We start from the raw sequence: 19,988 nt of genomic DNA, 5'->3' as shown, positions 1-19,988 counted from the left end.
AACGGGGAGATTAAATGAACATTCCGCTCCGTCGTCGCAATGCGCAACCAAGAGCAGTTTTGTTGTCCCTCTCGTTTGTACTGATCGGGACTGCCTGTGCTGGCCAACTTCGTCTTCCCTATTCCAACGCCGTTGACGGCACCGCAAAAGTTGAAGCCTGGGTCACCACTTCCGATCATCGCTGGGTGTTGCAGCCTGTAGAGGTGCGGCCGGATTCTGTGGATGCGCCGGCGGAGATAGAAGTGGATACCGGCAAGCGGTATCAGCGCATGCTCGGCTTCGGCGCCTCCATCACCGACTCGTCCGCTTGGCTGATCCAACACAAGATGACTTCCGCCCAGCGCCAAGCGCTGCTGCAGGAACTGTTCGGACGCTCAGGAGACGGCATCGGCCTGGACTTCACACGCCTGACCATCGGCGCGTCGGATTTCTCGCGGCATCACTACAGCCTGGACGATCCGCCCAACGGTGAAGCCGATCCCCAGCTACTGCATTTCAGCATCGACCCCAATCTGTCCGACGTGGTTCCGGTGACGCGCCAGGCGCTTGCGGTGAATCAGCAGCTGCGGGTAATGGCCTCGCCATGGAGCGCGCCCGGCTGGATGAAGAACGGCGGCAGCATGATCAAAGGCACGCTTCGTCCCGAATACTACGACGCCTTCGCGCGTTACCTGCTCAAGTACGTCGATGCCTATGCGGCTGAAGGGATTCCCATCTTCGCGCTCACCGTACAGAACGAACCCGACTTCGAACCCGCCGATTACCCGGGCATGCGCCTGAACGCGCCGGCGCGCGCGCGCCTGATAGGCGATCACCTCGGACCGCTGATCGCCGCACGCGGCAAGGGTCCGTTGATTTTCGATTGGGACCACAACTGGGACAAGCCGCAGGAACCGAAAGCCGTGTTGTCCGATCCCATCGCCGGACCGTACGTGGCCGCAGTGGCTTGGCATTGCTATGGCGGCGATCCTGCGGCGCAGTCCGCCGTGCACGCAGCGTTCCCGGACAAGGACGCTTATATGACCGAATGCTCCGACGGCACCTGGGAACCCGTGCGCAGTGGCGGCCTGCCTTTGCAGACCCAGCAGCTGATAGTGCAGGCCACTCGCGACTGGGCCCGCGGCGTGCTGTTCTGGAACCTGGCCCTGGACGAACGCGGAGGTCCGCACGCAGGGGGCTGCGATACCTGCATCGGTGTAGTGACGATCGACTCCGCGACAGGCCGCGTCAGTCGCAACAACGGTTATTACGCACTCGCCCACGCCAGTCGTTTCGTCCGCCGTGATGCGTATCGCGTCGCGTCCACCGCGACCGGCGATGGCCTGGACAACGTAGCCTTCCAGAACACCGATGATGGCTCCGTGGTGCTGATCGTCACCAATAGGAATGAGAAGGAACGCAGCTTTTCGGTACGCCAGCAAGCCCGGCGTTTCAGCTACACGCTTCCGGCCAAAAGCGTAGCCACTTTCCGCTGGTCAGGCGCCACAGTCCAGCCATGAGTAGGAGGTGCGAATACCCCTAATTGCCGCTTACGCTGGCAGAATCGCTTGATCCAACCAGCCATCGCAGAGCTAGCCTACTTCAGGGACGGGACCAGGAATGCGTAGTCGTATCGAGGATGTGGCCGCCGCTGCCGGTGTGTCGATGAAAACGGTCTCGCGAGTGCTGAATCACGAACCCAATGTGCGTGAGGAGACGCGCGATCGCGTGATGCGCGCGGTCGAGCAGTTGCAGTACAAGCCGAACCTCTCCGCCCGCAGCCTGGCCGGGCAACGCTCCTATGTGGTGGCGCTGGTCTACAACAATCCCTCGCGCAACTATCTGATGGAAGTCCAAAGCGGCATGCTCGAAGCCTGTCGCGCCCACCACTACAACCTGGTCCTCGCTCCCGTCGGTTCGGGCAAGCAACGCACCGCCGACGATATTAAAGGGCTTTTCGAATACTTCGGCCCAGACGGCGTGGTGCTGATACCACCGTTGACCGACGATAACGTGGTGCTGACTTATCTGGAAGAGCACGAGGTGCCATTCGCCTGCATCGCTCCACGAAATCCGCAGAAGCGTATCGGTGTGATGATGGAGGAAACCGCTGCGGTGCTGGAATTGATGTCCGGATTGATCGCGCTCGGACATCGGCGCATCGGCCATATCAAGGGTCCGCGGACTCATGGCGCTTGCCACTGGCGCTACGCGGGATATCGCGAGGCGCTGCGCAAGGCAGGAATAGCTTATGACGCAGCGCTGGTAACCCAGGGCGAGTTCTCTTTCGACTCAGGCATCAGTGGCGCCAACCAGCTGCTTGATCTGACCGATCCGCCTACCGCGATCTTCGCAGCCAACGACGATATGGCGGCCGGCGTGATCCGGGCCGCCGGCGAGCGCGGCCTTGCCGTGCCGCGCGACTTGTCGGTCTGCGGTTTCGACGACACGCCTATTGCACGCCATATCTACCCTGCCCTGACCACAGTGCGCCAGCCGACCTCGGAAATGGGTCGGCTGGCGACGTTGGAACTACTGGAGAGAATCCGCACGCCCGGCGCAGGGCGCATGGTCCATGTCGAACCTACCCTGGTGTTCCGAGAATCGACCAGGCCGCCCTCCGGTCGCTCAGGTGCGACGCGAACCGGACCTGACTCGCTTTCTCGGCGACATCCGCACTAGCTAATACCGTACGCCAGCTGCCGGCGCATCGGACTAGCTGCGCAGTTACTGTTCCGCCCCCAATTCCCGCACACTGATCAACATGCACACGATCCTATCTACCGGCGCCGATGCGCTTATCTTCATTCTGTTGGCATGGACGCTGTGGCGCCTGCTCGGCCGCTCGATACCCATCGCGGTAGTGCCGATCATCATCGGCCTGGTGCTGGCCGCTACGGGCTGGCTGCCGCAGGGCTGGGGCGTGCCTTCGGTCGTCGGCGACAAAATCGGCTGGGTCGGCGTACTGCTGTTGGCTTTCACTGCGGGTCTGGAAACGCGCCAGTTCGCGCACGCGGATTCCCCGACCGGTGCGCCCGCTGAGTCGCGCCGTTCCGTATTCCGGTTCGTGGCCAGCGCGGCGCTTGCGCTGTTGCTGCCTTTCTTGGTCGGCGCGCTGGCGGCCTACCACTATTTCTCGGTGTTGCCGAACTGGGCTACGCCGAATGGCGGCCGTGGGCTGGGCTCGATCGCCATCGGTCTGTGCATCGCGGTCAGTGCCTTGCCGGTGCTGATCGGCATCGTCCGCGAGCTGGGTCCGCTGCATCGTTCCCTTACCCAAGTGGCCGTACGCATCGCCGTGGTCGACGATGCGGTGTTATGGATCGGATTGGCCTTGCTTTTGTTGGTCGCCGATGGCGATGCCGCATTGTCCGGTGGCTCGCTCTTGCAGCTCCTGGCGCTCGCGGTGCCGGTGGCGATGATGGCATTGGGCGCTATCAGTCGTCGCCGGAATTTCGTGCCGCCAGGCTGGGCGATCTGGTTGACGCTACCGCTCTATCTGATCGCCGGTTCCTGGGCCAGTTCGCAGCTGGGCTTGCACGCATTGCTGGGCGCCTATTTCGCGGGCGCAATGATTCCGCCTTCATGGGCGCGTCGACTGCCGGTCGAGAGCATCGGTCAGTTCGCGCTGCTTGGCCTGGCGCCATTGTTTTTCGGCCACAGCGGTCTGAAAATCGATGGGGACGCGCTTGGCTGGGCTTCGTTGCAGGCTTCCCTGGCATTGCTGGCCGTCTCGGTGGTGGCCAAACTCGTCGCGGTACAGATCTGTCCGCCAGCTTCCACCTTGTCCCGACGAGAAGCACTGGCCATCGGCGCGCTGCTGCAATGCAAGGGATTGATGGAGATCGTGGCCGCTACGATCCTGCGTGATAAGGGATTGCTCTCGGAGCATGCCTTCGCGGCCCTGGTCACGCTTGCCGTGCTGTCCACTCTTCTCACCGGCCCGTTCTTCCGCTTTATCCTGGGACGCCGGGCCGAGCAGCCGCGATCAGGTCGTCAACTCATCTGACAACAAGCCATCACAAACGCGGTGTTTACTAGACTTCCGGCGAGATAGCCATTCTGCTTCGGTTCCCCATATGCCCATCTTCCCTCGCGCTCGATATGCACCACGCAACACCGCCAGCAAGCGGATTGGGCTGTACGTATTGATGTGCCTGGCCATTTGGCTGCCGACGAGCAAACCGGCGATGGCGCAGTCGCTTCGGGTAATGACCTTCAACGTGCGTCTGCCGGTAGACAGCGATGGCGCTGATCGCTGGGAAGCCCGGCGCGCGCTGATCGCCGAAGTGGTGAAGCGCGAGCATCCTGATCTGATCGGCACGCAGGAACTGTTCAAACAGCAGGGCGACGATCTGGTCGCACGCTTGCCGCAATACGCCTGGTTCGGCCGTGACCGCCGCGGCGGCGGGGACGGGGACGAGCACATGGGCGTGTTCTATCGCAAGGATCGCCTGCGCGTGCTTGCGACCGGTGATTTCTGGTTATCCGATACGCCCGAAGTGGTGGGCAGTATCACCTGGGGAAACCTGTATCCGCGGATGGTGACGTGGGCGCGCTTCCAACGTGTCGCCGATGGCGCGACCTTCATCCTTTACAACACCCACTTGCCCTACCGTGAGGAAGACGAGCCGGTACGTACCCGCGGGGCCGCACTCATTCTGGAGCGCTTGCGGCAACTGCCGGCCGATGAGCCGATACTTCTCACCGGCGACTTCAACACCGTCCCCGACAGCCCCGCCCATGCGCTACTGACCACCACGCTGACCGACGCTTGGCTGGCGGCATCGCGGCATCAAGGTCCGCCGGCGACGTTCCATAACTTCACCGGCAAAGCCGACCTACGCATCGACTGGATACTGTTTCGAGGATTGCAGGCGAAGTCGGCCCGGACCGTGACCACCCATCGCCGCGGCCGCTATCCGTCGGACCATTTCCCGGTGGTGGTGGATTTCGAGCTTTCCGCCCGGAAATAGATCAGGCTGAGCGACCAAGCCTTGCGTAGGCGTCCATTGCCTGCGCAGCGGCGAAGGCTCAGTCGCGCATCAGGCCCGGCGGCTCATCGGTCTGGGACGCTGAAGCCGGGTGTGCCCAAACCAGCGCGGCTTTTGTTCCCTGGTCCATCGGTTTAGGGCATTTGCCGTCGCCTCTACCAGTGAAGCCGCCGGAAGGATTGCAGATCTCTTTTCCCTCGGCGCTGAACAACGGGTTGTATTGATCGCAGCACGGGGAAAGAAGGTAGAAGGCGGGTTGGCCGTTGTGGGTGATCCGCCAAACGCCGAGCGGCGCTCGATCGGCAGGCAACGTTTCGAATTCCCCGATCTTCACCCGAAGCCATTCGGGCAACGATGTGGATGAGGAATTAGGCCGCGGTGCAGACGGCGCCGAAGAGCGCGAGTCGCTTTCAGCGCAAGATGCGCACAGCATAGCCAGCAACATCGTCATGGCCGGAACAAACCGAGCAGCGCGGTTCTGTCGTCGCATATGCCTTCTCCAGAAATCAACGGTGCAGAGAATACATCGCCGAACCGGGAAGGGCGGACTCTGGCCCGCCCTACGTCTATCTGCTTATGTCCGTCGCATGTTTCAGCCCCGGATACTCAGCGGTAGACACGCTCGCAACGGCGCTCGACCACGCGGTCGCCCTTTCTTTCCTGGCTGTCGCCCTGCACTTTGCGTCCGATCAAGCCGCCGGCTACCGCGCCTCCAACGGTGGCGGCCTTCTTGCCGTTGCCCTTGCCGACCTGGTTGCCGAGCAGACCGCCGACCACCGCACCCGTGGCGGTACCGATGATGCGATTGGAGTCCTTGCTGCTGCGCTGGACCTCGACGTTCTTGCACACCACTTTGCTGCCGTCATTGAAGCGGCGGCCTTCGTCCTTCGGTCCATACTGCTGCGCGAACGCGGTGGCCGAGAGCAGCATCATGCCGGCTAGCAGAATCGTACGTATCGTCTTCATGTCCGAACCTCATACCTGTGTACGAAGCGGCATTGTTCGGGCGCCGCCGACAACGGCACGTGAAAAGCGATCCCAATGCAATGAATGGTTCAGCTAGAAAGGTCGCCAGTGCAAGGGAATGCAGCCTAGACAGATGATTCTGACTATAGGGTTGCGACGAACATCACTCCCATTCAATCAGGAAGTTTCGTTCCAACGCTTCTCCCGGCTGCAGGACGGTCGGCTCGATATTGAATGAATCCGCCGGGCCGCTCTGCGGCTCGACGCAGGTGGCGTAAGTCGTTTCGTCGTAGACGACCCAGTGACTGCAGTCCGAAAGCAGTCGCACGGACTGTCCGGCATAGTGGAGCCGGACCGGATCGTTATTAATGAAACAGTCGTCCCATGGCCCAGGCGTCGGATCTACGCAAGGCGTGACCGCGATTCCTCGCCCGTCCCGCGGATAAATTTTTCTGGGCGTGAAATCGAGACGCTCCGGCTTCAGAAACCAAGGGTGCCATCCGATCACGGCCGGCATAGCCCTTTCTGTCGCGCGCACCGACAGCTTCATTTTCAGGCAACCGCTTCCTGCCTCGATGCATTGACGAGCCTCGCCGCCAAAGGGCCATCGCTCATCGTTAGGCAGTGCGAGCGAAAGCTCGATGAGATTTTCTTCGTGGCGATCGACTCGCCACGGAAAAGCGAATCCCACGCCATGAATGGCGTGCTCGCCTAGGTTCAGAGGGAGTTCGTAGCTATTCCCCTGGAAATCGAAGCGTCCATCTCTCACCCGCCCGGCCCACGGCACCATCGGGTAGCTTCCCCACGCGATCATCGCCGAGGTTTCTGGTCCGTATTCGACCAGCAATGGCTCGCCTCGGTGGATGATCTGCGCAATCCGTCCACCCGCAAACGGCGCAACGGTTACAACCAGCGGTCCATTGGCGATGGTGAACAGTTCGCCAGGCGCGAACGGCACCGTGGCGCCAGTCCCCGGCTCGGCAGGATTGCGATCAAGCGCCATAAGGATCGATGGTCTGGATGCGGCCTTCGCTGTCGTACTTCAGTTCCGTGACCTTGACCGAACGCAAATGCGTCACTCCTCCGGAAAGGAGCGAGTCATGGTAGAACAAATACCAACCCTCGCCGAACCTGCAAATGGAATGATGCGTGGTCCAACCCACCACGGGTTTCAGGATCACGCCCTGATAAGTGAAGGGTCCGTAAGGGTTGTCTCCGACGGCGTAGCACAACAGATGCGTGTCGCCCGTCGAATAGGAGAAATAATACTTGCCTTGATACTTGTGTACCCACGGCCCCTCGAAATAGCGCCGCGTGTGATCGCCCGCGCTGATCGGCCGTCCGCTCTCATCGAGGATCAGCACTTCACGCGTCGCCTCGTCGAGTTGCTTCATGTCCGTGCTTAGTCTTCCCACCCGTGGCCCCAGCGCCGGCTCGCCGTCGGCCGGTTCCTCATGGCCCTCGTCGTAGACGTTGTTGCGGTATTTCTGCAACTGCCCGCCCCAGATGCCACCAAAATACAGATACGAGCTTCCATCGTCGTCGGTATAGACGGCAGGATCTATCGAATAGCTGCCAGCGATCGCTTCGGGTTCCGCGGTAAAAGGGCCTGCGGGGTTGTCGCCGACGGCCACGCCGATCTGGAAGATTCCGTCGGCGCGCTTGGCGGGAAAGTAAAGATAGTATTTCCCGTCTTTGCAAGCCGCATCCGGCGCCCACATCTGACGATCGGCCCAAGGCACGTCCTTAACGTGCAAAGCGACGCCGCAATCGACCGCCTCGCCATCGGGCGAGTCCATCCGCAGCACGTGGTAATCCTCCATATCGAAGTGATCGCCGTCGTCGTTTAGCGGTATACCCCCATCTATGTCATGCGAGGGATAGATATAGATCTTGCCTTCAAAAACATGGGCGGAGGGATCTGCGGTATAGAGATGAGTAACCAGCGGTTGCGAAATGGCCCTGCTGGCTAGCGCCCGAAGATCAGCGGCTGCTGACTTGTCAAACATGGAGATACCTATTCAATAAGCGTGGGGTTAAGGGTCTTGCGGGCTTGCAATCGACGTTCGCCCAGCTCGCGTTCGATGCGCGATTCCATCGACTTGTCGATTTTGTAGAGAAACAACAGGGCGACCGCCAGCAGGAAGGGCGCGGAACAGATCACGCTCACCGCAAGCCGGATGCCGTTGACGGCTTGCGGCGATTGCGTCGGCGCGCCGGCGTCGTATCCGTAGAAAGCGAGGATTCCAGCGACGGTCGCGCCGCCGACGCTCAGGCCGATCTTCAGGCCGCACAACATGGCCGAGAAAATGATGGCGGTTGCGCGCCGATCGTTCTTCCACTCCGAATAGTCCGCCACATCGGCGATCATCGCCCAGAGCAGCGGAATGGTGATGCCGTAGCTGAAGCCGTGGAGAATGTAGGAAACGAACACCAGAGCGATAGCTTCGGGCGGATAGAAATAGAAGGCCAGTAAGAACAGGCTGGATACGAACAGGGCCCCGCCGAACACATTGCGCTTGCCAAACCTGTCCGCCAATCGCTTGGAAAAACCTATTCCCACGATCATGAAGATGATTCCGCCTGCATTGAACAGACTGAATGCGGAGGTCGGCGCGTCCTTGGGCCATTGGAATTGGGTGAGGCCCATGCCGGTCAATAGCGCGTTCAGCCCTTCGATGAATCCGTTGAAACCTACGCCGTCGAGAAACGCGGCGAGGTGCGTCTCGTTCAAGTAGTACTGGAAGTAGTAGATGTACATACCGCCCTTGAGGGCCAGGTTCATGAACACCAGTACCGTCAGCGCCAGCACCACTTTCCAGGGTCGATTCTTCACCAGATCGGACAGATCCTGGGCGATGCCGGACGTCTTCTCCTGCATGGGAAGGATGCGTTCGCGAGTCGTGAAGAATGTGATCAGGAAGAACACCGTGCCTATGAGGGCGAACAGCGTCATCGTCTTCTCGAAGCCCTTTACTTTGTCCCCTTCGCCAAGGATCAGCACCAAGGGCAGCAGCAACACCTGGATGACGAACTGCGCCACCATGACCGCGACGAAGCGGTAGGAAGAAAGGCTGTTGCGCTGCGCCATGCTGCCGGTCAAGACACCGCTCAGAGCGGAATAAGGAAGGTTGTTGGCCGCGTACACCAGCACCAGAAGGGTATAGGTCGTCATCGCATAGATGACCTTGCCGCGTTCGCCCAGGTCCGGAGTGCTGAAGGCCAACAGCGCAAGCACGCCAAAGGGAACGGCGGTCCATAGGATCCACGGACGGAACTTTCCCCAGCGCGTGCGGGTACGGTCGGCGGCGATGCCGATGAGGGGCGTGAACACGAAGGCGCCCAGCAGACCGACGACGAAGATGATCGTTCCCGCCGTGCCTGCAGGAATCCGAAATACGTCGGTATAGAAGAAAGCCAGAAACGTCACCAGCGTTTGAAAAATAAGATTGGCCGCCAGGTCGCCCAGGCTATAACCGACCTTTTCCAATACGGAAAGCTTTTCCGAGGTGCTATGCATGGCGACCGGATTCTCGTTGCAGCGAAGGATCTTTGACGTGGTAGGTAACGTCGCTATGGAGTATCACTCGGCCCCCCGCTATCCACTCGATCAGGCGTTGTGCCAAACCCGGGCAATGTGTTCCTGGCGATCGCGTACCGCATGAACACGTGTGAAGAAAGAAACCGCCCACCCGTCGCCGAAACGTCGGAGTGGGCGGTGGAGGGAAACGCATCAATCAAAACTTTCCACGAATTCCGAACACGACAGTCGCGCCCGGAACGCGGCGTTCGTAACCGCATTCAACCAAGCATTGATGGTAGCGCTACCAAACATTACCACGCACGCTGCGAAGCAACATCGATTCCTGAATGCTTTCTTCGGACCAAATTTCGCCGCATTGCAGCATTTTTTCCCGGTTTCTTTGGCTTTTATACTGCTTCTGCGTCGTGACGTGCACCGGCTAGATTATTATTTATGATAGCGCTATCACGGAATTAACCGTCGTCGTCCGACTGCGCCGGGTGCACTGGCCATGTTCTCGAGATGCCTAACACCTGAATTGAACGACCCCGCAAAGCGGTTTTGACCGAGCCGCAAGCCGGCGTTTGCCGGCATAAAACGCGCTAGGCTACTCACCTTATAAAGTACCTTTCGCGCCGACTGCTCGCGGACATGATCCAACCAGGAACCCTCGATGCGAAATCTCACCCGCCACCTCCTCCCGATTCTGCTCATTGTCATACCGGCCGGCTGCGCGACTTCCAACGGATCCACAGCGAACTTCCCCGCAGTAGGGCGCCTGACCGCCTTCGATCCGTCGTTGCACGCGGTCGTGGCCGCCGACGCCAGAATCGAGAAGATCGCCGAAGGCTTCACCTGGTCAGAGGGACCGACTTGGGTCGCCGCGGGGAACTATCTGCTTTTCACCGACGTACCCGAGAACACGCTGTATCGGTGGTCGCAGCGCGACGGATTGTCGGTGTTCCTCAAGCCTTCCGGTTACGATGGCCCCGACACGGGCGTGTTGCGCGAAGCGGGCGCCAATGGTCTGTTCGCGGAAACAGGCGGCACGGTGTTGCTGGCGGACTCGGGCTCGCGCCTGGTGGCGAGGCTCGATCCGCAAACGAAGCAGAAAACCACGCTTGCGACGAATTTCAAGGGCAAGCGCTTCAATAGCCCGAACGATGTGGTCCGGCGCGACGATGGCACGGTGTTCTTTACCGATCCGCCCTACGGCTTGAAGGGACTGGATGATTCTCCCGCCAAGGAACTGGGGTTCAATGGCGTATATCGCATCGATACCGACGGTACCGTCCATCTGCTTGACGATGGATTAAGCTTTCCGAATGGAATCGCGTTGTCGCCGGACGGGCGTACGTTATACGTCTCCAATTCGGATCCGAAACGACCCGTATGGATGGCGTATTCCCTCGATGCCAAGGGCGATGTTCTGGAAAAACGCGTGTTCTCGGATGCTTCCGACCTGCTGGGCGAAGGCGTTCCCGGCTTGCCCGACGGCATGGCCATATCCAGCGACGAGCACCTCTTCGCCACCGGGCCCGGCGGCGTGCTGGTATTCGACGCCGATGGCAAGCGTCTTGGACGCATCGAGACCGGTGTGGCGATTTCCAACTGCGCGTTCGGCGACGACGGCCGCACGCTTTATATGACCTCGCATTCCTTCGTCGCGCGAGTACGCGTGAAGGCAACCGGTCTCGGCTTCGATCGCTAATTGCGACCTTCTGACGCCTCACCCCTCTCCCGAGGGGAGAGGGGCGTGAATCGCGAAGTCTATTCTGTGACTTCGAAGTGCTTCTTCAGCCTGATATCCGCACTCGATGCTCCCAGCTGCACTTCGTATGCGCCCGCATCGACGGCATACGTCTTGCGCTCGACATCGTAATGCCGCAAGGCCATCTGGGGCGTAAAAGTAAACGACACTTCGCGCTCCTCGCCAGGCCGCAGACTCAAACGCTCGAAGCCGCGCAGATCCTTCAAGGCACGCTCACGCTGCGGCTTGAGCGGATGCAGGTACAGTTGCACCACCTCTTCGCCGGTGCGCTGGCCGGTGTTCTTCACCTTCAGCGATACCCTTACCTGCTCCTTTGGTCCGGCATTGCTACGGTCCAGACGCAAACCGGAATAAGCGAAGCTCGTATAGGAGAGCCCATGCCCGAAAGGAAACAGCGGCTCGCCACTGAAGTAGCGATAGGTACGCCCCTTCATGGCGTAATCGTCGAAGGCAGGCAATTTCTCGTCCGCCTTGTAGAACGTTACCGGCAGGCGTCCGGCTGGGTTGGCGTCTCCGAACAGAACGTCCGCCACCGCGTTGCCGCCGCGCTGACCGGGATACCACGCCACCAGGATCGCCGGCACATGCTGCTTGGCCCAATCGACGGCGAGCGCCGAACCCGTGGTCAGCACTAGCACCACCGGTTTGCCAGTGGCGTGCAATGCTTCCAGCAATTTTCGCTGCGTTGAAGGCAAGCGCATGTCGGTGCGGTCGCCGCCGGCAAAACCCGGATAGTTGACCGTCATCTCTTCGCCTTCCACGTCGCCAGTGAGTCCACCGACGAATACCACCACATCGGAGCCGCGCGCGGCTTCCAGTGCTTCTTCGAATGGCGGCTTGGCGCCCGGCATGTTCCAGGCCAGGCGAACGCTGGCGTCGCGCTCGCCGTCGTAATACTCCATCTTCACATCGTAAGCGCGGCCGGCTTCCAGTTTCACACTGACGCTATCGGCACGCAGGCGGTCACTCAGCTGCCAATGATCCATCAACAGGCGTCCGTCCAGGTACAGGCGGAAACCGTCGTTGGCCGCGGCTTCGAACCGGTAGGTGCCCGACACCGGCGGCAGCAACTGGCCGCTCCAACGAATGCTGAAGTTGTCGGAGGGCACGCCCTGGCTGGGGCCGGCTTCGCCGCGCGCCATCAGATTGTCGGTGGGCGAACCACGATCCCATCGGAACCCGATCTGCGCATCCACACGTACCAATGCTGGCGTGCCGGACAGGTCGTTGCTGCGGAAATACTCGCCGCGCAGGCCGCGTTCGCTGCTGCCCGCCGCCGGGCGCAGATATTGCGCTTCGACGAGCGGTGTCGCGGCGGGGTCTTCGCGCCCTTCGACCAGATCGACGCCGCGCGCATGAACTACGTCCACCTGCGGCGCGGCATCGCGAATGCCTTGCAGAATGGTCACCGGCGCCGCCGGCGTGCCGTAGTAATTCCCCAACAAGGCCATGGTGTCGTCGGCGGTAGGGCCGACCACGGCGATGCGGCGCAGCTTGCGCGACAACGGCAGCACGCCGTCGTTCTTCAGCAGCACTATCGAAGCCTGCGCGACCTTGCGCGATAACGCGTCGTGTTCCGGCGACTGATTGACGGACGCGGGGATGCGCGCCCAGCGCACCATTTCGGGTGGGTCGAACATGCCCAGCCGCATGCGCGCGGTGAACAGCTGCGTCAGCGCGGCGTCGATCTCGGCCTCGGTAATGAAGCCCTTGCGTACGGCGTCGGGCAAGGTGGAATATTCTTCCCCGCACTCCAGCTCGGTACCGTTCTTCACCGCCAGCGCAGCCGCTTCCTCGCGCGTGGCCACGATCTTGTGGTTCTTCCAGATGTCCACGATCGCCCAGCAATCGGACAATACATAACCCTTGAAGCCCCAGTCACGGCGCAGGACGTCGCGCAGCAGGAAGTGGCTTGCACTGGCGGATTCTCCGTAAACCCGGTTGTACGCGCCCATCACCGCGTCCACCTGCCCTTCCTTCACCAGCGCCTCGAATGCCGGCAGGTAGGTCTCGTACAGGTCGCGGGTACTGGGCTGCGCATCGAAGTGGTGGCGATCGGCCTCGGGCCCGCTATGCACGGCGAAATGTTTGGCGGTGGCATCGAGCTTTCGGTACTTGGGATCGTCGCCCTGCAGGCCGCGTACGAAACTCACGCCCATACGCGCGGTCAGGAACGGATCCTCGCCATAGGTTTCCTGCCCGCGTCCCCAGCGCGGATCACGGAAGATATTGATGTTCGGCGACCAGAAAGTCAGGCCCTGGTAGCGGCCATGCTCGCCGCGCCGCAAAGCCTCGTGGTGCTTGGCGCGCGCTTCGTCGCTGATGGTTTTCGAGACCTCGTCCATCAGCGGAACGTCGAAAGTCGCCGCCAAGCCGATGGCCTGCGGAAACACGGTCGCCGCACCGGCGCGGGCGACACCGTGCAGCGCCTCGTTCCACCAGTCGTACGCAGGCACTCCCAGGCGCTCGATCGCAGGCGCGTTGTTCTGCATCTGCGCGGCTTTTTCTTCCAGCGTCATCCGCGACACCAGGTCGGCCGCGCGCTCCTCGAAGCTGCGCTGCGTGTTTTGGTAGACCGGCGATGTTTGCTGCGCATCGGCAGCTCGAACGTCCTGCGCGTGCCATGAGACCGCTATCAGCGCGGCCAGAAAGGTACCGCGCATCGTCTTCTTAACCATGCCTTCATAATTCATTCGCTTGCTCCTTTTCGTTCTTTCGGCGCTATTCGCGCGTGCGGCCCGATCACGGCGCCGATGAAACCATCCGCTACATCGGTACTCAGCAACGTACCGTCCTCATTCTCGTTCAACCATCGCCGGCCCTGGCTTGCATCGAACCAACGAAGTTGCGTCCCGGGCAAGCGACGATGACCTTGGCATCGACGATCGCGCGATGAACCGTGGGTGCCGGTTTCAGTACGGGCTTGCTCGGTAGGGGCTTGCGTAGTCATCAAGATGTCCGTGGTAAGGAAAGCATCAGGGAACCTGGATCTCGAACGGCCCCGCGGGAAGGTCGGCGCTGTCGAACAAAGTGACGACCGGGCTATCGGCCCAGCCGTAGCGCACCCGCGTGGCGGGAGTCGCCAATGGCGCGTGCAGAATCACATCGTGGCCGCGAATCTCGGCACTGGCATAGCGGCAGGAACCGGGCGCGGCAGCGCACAGCTCGAAGCCGACCGGGCCATCGGCGCCGTACGCGATCAGCTTGCCGCTCACGTCGCCGAAACTCACCACCACCGATTCGCCGTCGCGTTTTGCCAATCGCGGCACAGGCCCGGATGCCGGCAGCCTTTCGCCGTAGACCACGCGGCGCGCCGCACGCGCCAGCCTGCGGCCGAGCTCTTGTTTGTTGGGCGGATGGATGTCGTAGCGGTCGCCGATATCGATAGTGACGGCCAACCCGGTATTCGGATCTTCCGAAGCCGCTTGCCGCTGGGCCTCGCGCAGCGACGCCGAACCGCTCTCGGCGGGGACCGCATTCGGCTTGCCATAGCTAGCCAGTTGCACGATCAGCAAGGGCAGATTCGCATCGAAACGCGCACGCCAGTCGCTGCGGAACTCCCCCAACAACGCGTGATAACCCGCCGCTTCGGTCGTGTTGGATTCGCCCTGGTACCACAACACGCCGCGTAAACCGTAGCGACCGATGGGCGCGATCATGCCGTTGTACAACGTGGACAGACCGCCTGCCGTCTGCCACGGCGCACGCGGTGGCGTGTCTTCGCCCGCAATGCGGTATTTCCATCCGCCGTCCAGCGGCACGCGGGTTCCATCTTGCAATCGAAGCGCGTAGGCCGAGGCGGGACCGGCCAGGCCACCGTCGTGATAGGTGTCCAGCGCGTTGATGGCGACGACGTTCTCGCCGGCGCGCAGCAGGCCCGCGGGAAGCGCGTATTCGCGGTCGGAACCCGGTGCATAGGCACTGCCCACCCCGCGGCCGTTGACCCAGGTCATGTCGGTCTCGTCGATGGAACCAAGCATCAGCGTGGCTTGCTGCGCCGCCTGCTGCGCGGTCAGTTGGACCTTGGTGCGATACCAGAGCATGCCGTTGAAATCCGCCAGCTCGGGTACGCCCCAGCGTTCCCACGCGCCGAGCTCACGCGGTGCGTCACGCCAGCTGGCACCCGTCGAATAGGCAAGGCTCCAGGGCTCGTCTCCAGCGACAGCGCCGGTGCGGCCGCTCCACCAGCGACCCCAGAGTTCGCCCCAGCGGCCGGTCGCCGTTACCGGGTCGCTGGCGTACGCCGCCAACACGTCCAGTTCGTCGTTGTAGCGACCGCTGGCGCGCAACGCATCGCCACTGATCCAGGCCTCGATGCGCGAACCGCCCCAAGCCGAATTGACCAGCCCCATAGGCACGTTGACGGTCTTCTGCAGTTCGCGCGCGAAGTAGAAGCAGGCCGCGGAGAAATCGCGCAGCGTATCGGAGCTAACCGTTTGCCATCGCGTGGGAGTCGGGAAGGTTTCCAGCGGCACCGCGCTGCCGGTCTGCGGCACCGTCAGCAGGCGGATGGTGTCGCCGGCCGCATCGGCGATCTCGGCGCGCGCATCGAGCGTGCGCCAGACCTGCAACTCCATGTTCGATTGGCCCGAACACAGCCACACGTCGCCGATCAGCACATCGCTGACCGTTTGCGTGACATTTCCCGCGGTCGCGGTCAAAACGTAAGGGCCGCCGGCTTTCAACGCCGGCAGTTGCGCTTCCCAGCGACCCTCGCCGTCGGCGCGTGCACGGGCTTTCTTTCCGGCCAGCGTGATTCGTACTTCTTCGGCGGGCTTCGCGTGGCCCCACAGGTGAATCGGCTTGCCCCGTTGCAGCACCCCGTGATCCTGGAACATGGCATGCAGCAATGGCGCATCGCCCTGCTCTGCCGCGCTTACGGCGAACGCGACGAAGCACAACCAGGCCGTCAGAGATGCGCCGACGACGCGGCACCACCACAACTTCACTGTCACTGGAAATCTCCTCACCGTCCACTTCCCGGCGCGTACGGAAATTCCAGCGATTGGTAGTACTCCAGCGTATGCGCCGGAGCCGTTTCCCCGGCAGGCAGCGGACGTCCGGAGATCGTCTGGAAGTAAGCGATGCTGGCATCGCGCCACCACTGCGCCTCTTTCTCTTGAATGCCGAGGAAGGCGGCTACCTGCGCATGTCGCTCAGCGTCCACTTTGCCTTCGAGGCCACTCCACGTATTGCGCATTCCCCGCACAGAGTCGACGCCGCTCGTGTAACGGTGCACCAGTTCGTCCCACAACGGGCGGCCCGAACGGGTTCGGTAGTCCCACGGCAGGTGATGGAACCAGAGCAGGAATTCTTCCGGCACGCGCTGCAGGTCGCCGAATTCGCGCGCGACGTAAGGGGAATACTGGGCAACCGCATTGCTGCCGTGCGCGGTGCGGTCGAAACCGATGCCTTCGCGGTTGGCGCGGTGGTAATAGACCGAGGTCCAGTCCGCACGTGGCCCGCCTTCAACCCACGGCCCGGGGCCGTAATGGTGGCTGCGCCCCATCAGGTGGTGGAGGCCCAGCGGCGTCATGTAGTCGACGGCAGCCTCGCGTGAACCCATCATCATCTCCACGACGGGAGCGACCACGCTTTCCTCATTGGAAAACGTCATTCGCACCCATTCTTCGGCGATCGCGCGCGAAGAAAGCGTCGGGTTCCAAGCCAGGCGGCCGTAGACGTACCAGTTGGCCTGATCGAAATGCGAACCGCTCCAGTTGCGGTCCGCACCGATGTTGGCCACGCCGGCCATGCCGGTCAGCGCATGGCCATCCAACGAACCATCGATCACTTTCGTGACTGTCGAACCTTTCCCTTTCGCGTAGGTATCGGCCTTGAGGGTTTCCTCGTAGAGTGGCCCCAGATAGACCAGATGGGTGGCGAAACCGAGGTATTCCTTGGTGATCTGGAACTCCATCATCAGCGGCGTCTTGGGCATCGCTCCGAATAGAGGATGGAAAGGTTCGCGCGGCTGGAAGTCGATCGCTCCGTTCTTCACCTGGACCAGCACGTTGTCGCGGAACTTGCCGTCCAGCGGTACGAACTCGGCGTAGGCCTGCTTGGCGCGATCGTCCGGCTCTTCATGCGAATAGACGAACGCGCGCCACATGACCGTGCCGCCATGCGGCGCCAGAGCGTCGGCCAGCAAGTTGGCGCCGTCGGCATGCGAGCGGCCGTAGTCTTGCGGACCGGGCTGACCTTCTGAGTTGGCCTTGACCAGGAAGCCGCCGAAGTCCGGAATGACGCGGTAGATTTCATTGGCTTTGTCGCGCCACCAACGCTTTACCGCGGGATCCAGTGGATCGGCGGTCTTGAGCCCGCCGATTTCCATAGGCGCGCTGAAACGAGCGCTGAGGAAAACGCGGATTCCATAGGGCCTAAATATCCCGGCCAGCGCCGCCGCCTTTTCCAAATACGCCGGGGTCAGGCTAAGCGCATTGGAATTGACGTTGTTGAGCACCGTGCCGTTGATGCCCAGCGAGGCGTTCGCACGCGCATAGTCGGTGTAGCGCGGATCCAGGTAGTCGGGCAGCTTGTGCCAATCCCAGATCGAGGCGCCCGCATAGCCGCGTTCCACATGGCCATCCAGATTGTCCCAGTGGTTGAGCAATCGCAGCTTCATCCGTGGCGTTTCGCGCAGGTCGAGCTTTGCGATCGACTGCCCGGTCTGCAGCAGGCGCAGAAAATGGAAAGCGCCGTACAGCGCACCAGCGTCTCCATTGGCGGCGATCACCGTGGCGGCATGACCGTCGATCACGACGCTCCGGATCAGATAACCCTCTGGCCCCAGACGCCGTGTATCCAAGCGCAGTCGGGCGATCGTCGGTGAAGAGGATGGCGTTCCCACCACCACCGCTCCCGCCTGGGTGATGGTGTTCGTCAATGCTGGTGTTGCGCCAAGCATGCCGCGCAGGCCACGCAACAATTCCGCCCGTATCGCGGCCTGCGTTGGCGTGGCATCCGCAGCCACCAATTGTGAGATGTACGCCTGATATGCCGTGGCATCTGCGGATTCAATCGGCTTGTAACGCAGCCAAAGATCGTAGCCGTCTTCGGCATGCGCGGCAGGCACGCATGCCATGGCGGCCGCGCAGAACAGGAGGACAGCCATGCCAAAGCCACGCAAGGGCGAGCTTGCCTGCTGGCTATCGTCGCCCCAACGGGTTAGCGTTAACATTCTGAGCATCCGGAAACCGTTCCGCGGCTGGATCTCATGAGCTGAATCTCATAAGCGTTCCCCATGGCACAAATCGGCTGCGGCGTCTCCGCCGCTAGCCGAATGAAGGAAAGAGCGTTGGAAAAGCCCAGGAAATCCGTACGCCGCAAGAGCAGCAGCGTCACCATCGACGACGTAGCGGCGCTGGCCGACGTCTCGCCGATGACGGTATCGCGCGTGATCAACGGCCAGGGCAAGGTGCGCGATACGACTCGCGAACGGGTAATGCGCGCCGTGCGCGAATTGGACTACACGCCCAACCTGGCCGCCAGCTCGCTGGCCGCGGCCCAACACACGCGTATCGCGCTCATCTACACCAACCCCAGTGGCGCCTATCTGCGCGAACTGCTGGTTGGCCTGCTGCGCGTGGCCTCGAGTACCGCCATCCAGTTGGTCATCGATTACTGGGACGACCTGGATGCCGAGTCCGAGCGCAAGGCGGCCCGCAAACTGGCCAAGAAAGTGGACGGCGTGATCCTGCCGCCGCCTCTGTGCGACTCCCGCGCCGCGGTCACCGAATTCGTTCGCGCCAACGTGCCCGTCGTCGCGATCGCTTCGGGCCGTTTCAGCGACGACATTTCCTGCGTGCGCATCGACGACTTTCAGGCCGGTAAGGAAATCGCCGAGTACCTCATCAAGCAGGGCCACACCCGCATCGGCTGCATAAAAGGCCGCTCCGACCTGAGCGCCAGCACGCGTCGCTTCCAGGGCTTCCACGCCGCACTGGACGAAGCGGGCATCGCCCTGGACAGCACGCTGGTGCAACACGGCGACTACACCTACCGTTCCGGATTGAAGGCCACCGAAAAACTGCTGGCGCATCGCCGGCCGCCCAGCGCGATTTTCGCGAGTAATGACGACATGGCTGCGGCGGCGATCTCGGTGGCGCACCGCCGCGGTCTGGATGTTCCCCGCGATCTGTCGGTAGTGGGCTTCGACGACACTTCGGCTGCTACTACTGTCTGGCCCGAGCTGACCACTATCCACCAGCCCATCGCGTCGATGGCCAACGCCGCCATCGACGTGCTGTTGCGAGGCATCCGTCGCAAGGATCCCACTACGCGCGTGCTGGTGGACCAAGTGGTTCCCCATCGCCTCATCGTGCGCGACTCGGTGGCCGCGCCGCCCAAGCGGAAGTAGACCGGCTGCATCCACCTGGGCGAAGCGCACGCTCATCGTCTTATCGCAACAGGTATTGATTCAACAGGTTTTCGTAGCGTTCCTGTTTGCCGCTGATCTGTTTCGGTTCGCCTTGCTTGCTGGCCAGATCGCGTAGATCGGCCAAGGCCAGCTTGCCCTGCTCGAAGTCGCGGCCAGCGCCGCTGTCGAAGCTGGCATAACGCTCGGTGCGCCATTGTTCCCACGGCGATTCGGTCAGCAGCGCATGGGCCACTTCCAGCCCGCGCGCGAACGCGTCCATGCCGCCGATATGGGCGATGAACAGGTCCTCCAGGTCGGTCGACTCGCGGCGCACCTTGGCATCGAAGTTCAGGCCGCCTTCTAATCCGCCCTGGCGCAGCACCACCAACATCGCGC

14 protein-coding genes and 1 pseudogene are annotated in these 19,988 nt (G+C 61.9%); 6 read left to right on the top strand and 9 right to left on the bottom strand.

Annotation, left to right across the window (positions count from 1 at the left end; all coding sequences use genetic code 11):
* Window positions 1-14 precede the first annotated feature (14 nt).
* From AC1DTQ_RS12970 to AC1DTQ_RS12955, 4 genes are all read left to right on the top strand, one after another.
* Window positions 15-1,499: a glycoside hydrolase family 30 protein gene (locus AC1DTQ_RS12970; protein ID WP_477850112.1), complete on the top strand. Its 1,485-nt coding sequence runs from the start codon at window positions 15-17 to the stop codon at window positions 1,497-1,499.
* Between the two features lie 100 nt (window positions 1,500-1,599).
* The gene (locus AC1DTQ_RS12965; RefSeq protein WP_477850111.1) at window positions 1,600-2,661 is read left to right on the top strand and encodes a LacI family DNA-binding transcriptional regulator; all 1,062 of its coding nucleotides are present in this window, start codon (window positions 1,600-1,602) and stop codon (window positions 2,659-2,661) included.
* 82 nt (window positions 2,662-2,743) lie between these two features.
* Entirely contained in the window at window positions 2,744-3,988 is a 1,245-nt protein-coding gene (locus tag AC1DTQ_RS12960; RefSeq protein ID WP_477850109.1) for a cation:proton antiporter, read from the top strand.
* A gap of 70 nt (window positions 3,989-4,058) precedes the next feature.
* On the top strand, window positions 4,059-4,955 hold the full coding sequence (locus AC1DTQ_RS12955) for an endonuclease/exonuclease/phosphatase family protein (RefSeq protein ID WP_477850108.1): 897 nt from the start codon (window positions 4,059-4,061) through the stop codon (window positions 4,953-4,955).
* Between the two features lie 58 nt (window positions 4,956-5,013).
* Here the strand turns inward: AC1DTQ_RS12955 and AC1DTQ_RS12950 are convergent, their stop codons facing one another.
* The 5 genes from AC1DTQ_RS12950 to AC1DTQ_RS12930 all read right to left on the bottom strand — a co-directional run bounded on the left by AC1DTQ_RS12950 (window position 5,014) and on the right by AC1DTQ_RS12930 (window position 9,459).
* Window positions 5,014-5,424, bottom strand: coding sequence for a DUF6970 domain-containing protein (locus AC1DTQ_RS12950; RefSeq protein WP_477850107.1), 411 nt, complete (start codon window positions 5,422-5,424; stop codon window positions 5,014-5,016).
* A 155-nt stretch (window positions 5,425-5,579) separates the two neighbouring features.
* Window positions 5,580-5,939, bottom strand: coding sequence for a glycine zipper 2TM domain-containing protein (locus AC1DTQ_RS12945; RefSeq protein WP_477850105.1), 360 nt, complete (start codon window positions 5,937-5,939; stop codon window positions 5,580-5,582).
* 163 nt (window positions 5,940-6,102) lie between these two features.
* Window positions 6,103-6,942 (bottom strand): aldose epimerase family protein, encoded by an 840-nt coding sequence (locus AC1DTQ_RS12940; RefSeq protein WP_477850103.1) that lies wholly within the window; start codon window positions 6,940-6,942, stop codon window positions 6,103-6,105.
* The gene (locus AC1DTQ_RS12935; protein ID WP_477850102.1) at window positions 6,932-7,948 is read right to left on the bottom strand and encodes a glycoside hydrolase family 43 protein; all 1,017 of its coding nucleotides are present in this window, start codon (window positions 7,946-7,948) and stop codon (window positions 6,932-6,934) included. Before AC1DTQ_RS12935 ends, AC1DTQ_RS12940 begins: the two co-directional genes overlap by 11 nt.
* Window positions 7,949-7,956: 8 nt before the next feature.
* The gene (locus tag AC1DTQ_RS12930; RefSeq protein WP_477850101.1) at window positions 7,957-9,459 is read right to left on the bottom strand and encodes an MFS transporter; all 1,503 of its coding nucleotides are present in this window, start codon (window positions 9,457-9,459) and stop codon (window positions 7,957-7,959) included.
* A 676-nt stretch (window positions 9,460-10,135) separates the two neighbouring features.
* Between AC1DTQ_RS12930 and AC1DTQ_RS12925 the strand changes: the two genes are divergently transcribed.
* Window positions 10,136-11,173, top strand: coding sequence for an SMP-30/gluconolactonase/LRE family protein (locus AC1DTQ_RS12925; RefSeq protein WP_477850100.1), 1,038 nt, complete (start codon window positions 10,136-10,138; stop codon window positions 11,171-11,173).
* A gap of 59 nt (window positions 11,174-11,232) precedes the next feature.
* On the opposite strand, the gene AC1DTQ_RS12920 is transcribed toward AC1DTQ_RS12925, so the two are convergent.
* From AC1DTQ_RS12920 to AC1DTQ_RS12910, 3 genes are all read right to left on the bottom strand, one after another.
* On the bottom strand, window positions 11,233-13,896 hold the full coding sequence (locus tag AC1DTQ_RS12920) for a glycoside hydrolase family 3 C-terminal domain-containing protein (protein WP_477850608.1): 2,664 nt from the start codon (window positions 13,894-13,896) through the stop codon (window positions 11,233-11,235).
* A gap of 312 nt (window positions 13,897-14,208) precedes the next feature.
* Window positions 14,209-16,146, bottom strand: a complete 1,938-nt coding sequence (locus tag AC1DTQ_RS12915) for a sialate O-acetylesterase (RefSeq protein ID WP_477850607.1) — start codon at window positions 16,144-16,146, stop codon at window positions 14,209-14,211.
* Window positions 16,147-16,199: 53 nt separating this feature from the next.
* Window positions 16,200-18,347: an alpha-glucuronidase family glycosyl hydrolase gene (locus AC1DTQ_RS12910; RefSeq protein WP_477850099.1), complete on the bottom strand. Its 2,148-nt coding sequence runs from the start codon at window positions 18,345-18,347 to the stop codon at window positions 16,200-16,202.
* A 183-nt stretch (window positions 18,348-18,530) separates the two neighbouring features.
* Here AC1DTQ_RS12910 and AC1DTQ_RS12905 point away from each other — a divergent pair, with 183 nt between their 5' ends.
* A complete protein-coding gene (locus AC1DTQ_RS12905; protein WP_477850098.1) occupies window positions 18,531-19,592 on the top strand; it encodes a LacI family DNA-binding transcriptional regulator in 1,062 nt (353 codons plus the stop codon).
* A gap of 40 nt (window positions 19,593-19,632) precedes the next feature.
* On the opposite strand, the pseudogene AC1DTQ_RS12900 reads toward AC1DTQ_RS12905, so the two are convergent.
* Window positions 19,633-19,988 (bottom strand): annotated as a pseudogene (locus tag AC1DTQ_RS12900) (xylose isomerase); the annotation flags it as partial.

The organism is Pseudoxanthomonas sp. P4_B2 (genome assembly GCF_056402315.1).
This window is presented reverse-complemented; position numbering and strand designations above follow the sequence as displayed.

What these genes read in the sequence shown, in the direction of transcription:
- AC1DTQ_RS12955 (WP_477850108.1), top strand. Translation starts at nt 4,059, where the DNA reads ATGCCCATCTTCCCTCGCGCTCGATATGCACCACGCAACACCGCCAGC.
- AC1DTQ_RS12925 (WP_477850100.1), top strand. Translation starts at nt 10,136, where the DNA reads ATGCGAAATCTCACCCGCCACCTCCTCCCGATTCTGCTCATTGTCATA.
- AC1DTQ_RS12945 (WP_477850105.1), bottom strand. Translation starts at nt 5,939, where the DNA reads ATGAAGACGATACGTACGATTCTGCTAGCCGGCATGATGCTGCTCTCG.
- AC1DTQ_RS12920 (WP_477850608.1), bottom strand. Translation starts at nt 13,896, where the DNA reads ATGCGCGGTACCTTTCTGGCCGCGCTGATAGCGGTCTCATGGCACGCG.
- AC1DTQ_RS12950 (WP_477850107.1), bottom strand. Translation starts at nt 5,424, where the DNA reads ATGACGATGTTGCTGGCTATGCTGTGCGCATCTTGCGCTGAAAGCGAC.
- AC1DTQ_RS12940 (WP_477850103.1), bottom strand. Translation starts at nt 6,942, where the DNA reads ATGGCGCTTGATCGCAATCCTGCCGAGCCGGGGACTGGCGCCACGGTG.
- AC1DTQ_RS12970 (WP_477850112.1), top strand. Translation starts at nt 15, where the DNA reads ATGAACATTCCGCTCCGTCGTCGCAATGCGCAACCAAGAGCAGTTTTG.
- AC1DTQ_RS12930 (WP_477850101.1), bottom strand. Translation starts at nt 9,459, where the DNA reads ATGCATAGCACCTCGGAAAAGCTTTCCGTATTGGAAAAGGTCGGTTAT.
- AC1DTQ_RS12965 (WP_477850111.1), top strand. Translation starts at nt 1,600, where the DNA reads ATGCGTAGTCGTATCGAGGATGTGGCCGCCGCTGCCGGTGTGTCGATG.
- AC1DTQ_RS12960 (WP_477850109.1), top strand. Translation starts at nt 2,744, where the DNA reads ATGCACACGATCCTATCTACCGGCGCCGATGCGCTTATCTTCATTCTG.
- AC1DTQ_RS12935 (WP_477850102.1), bottom strand. Translation starts at nt 7,948, where the DNA reads ATGTTTGACAAGTCAGCAGCCGCTGATCTTCGGGCGCTAGCCAGCAGG.
- AC1DTQ_RS12910 (WP_477850099.1), bottom strand. Translation starts at nt 18,347, where the DNA reads ATGGCTGTCCTCCTGTTCTGCGCGGCCGCCATGGCATGCGTGCCTGCC.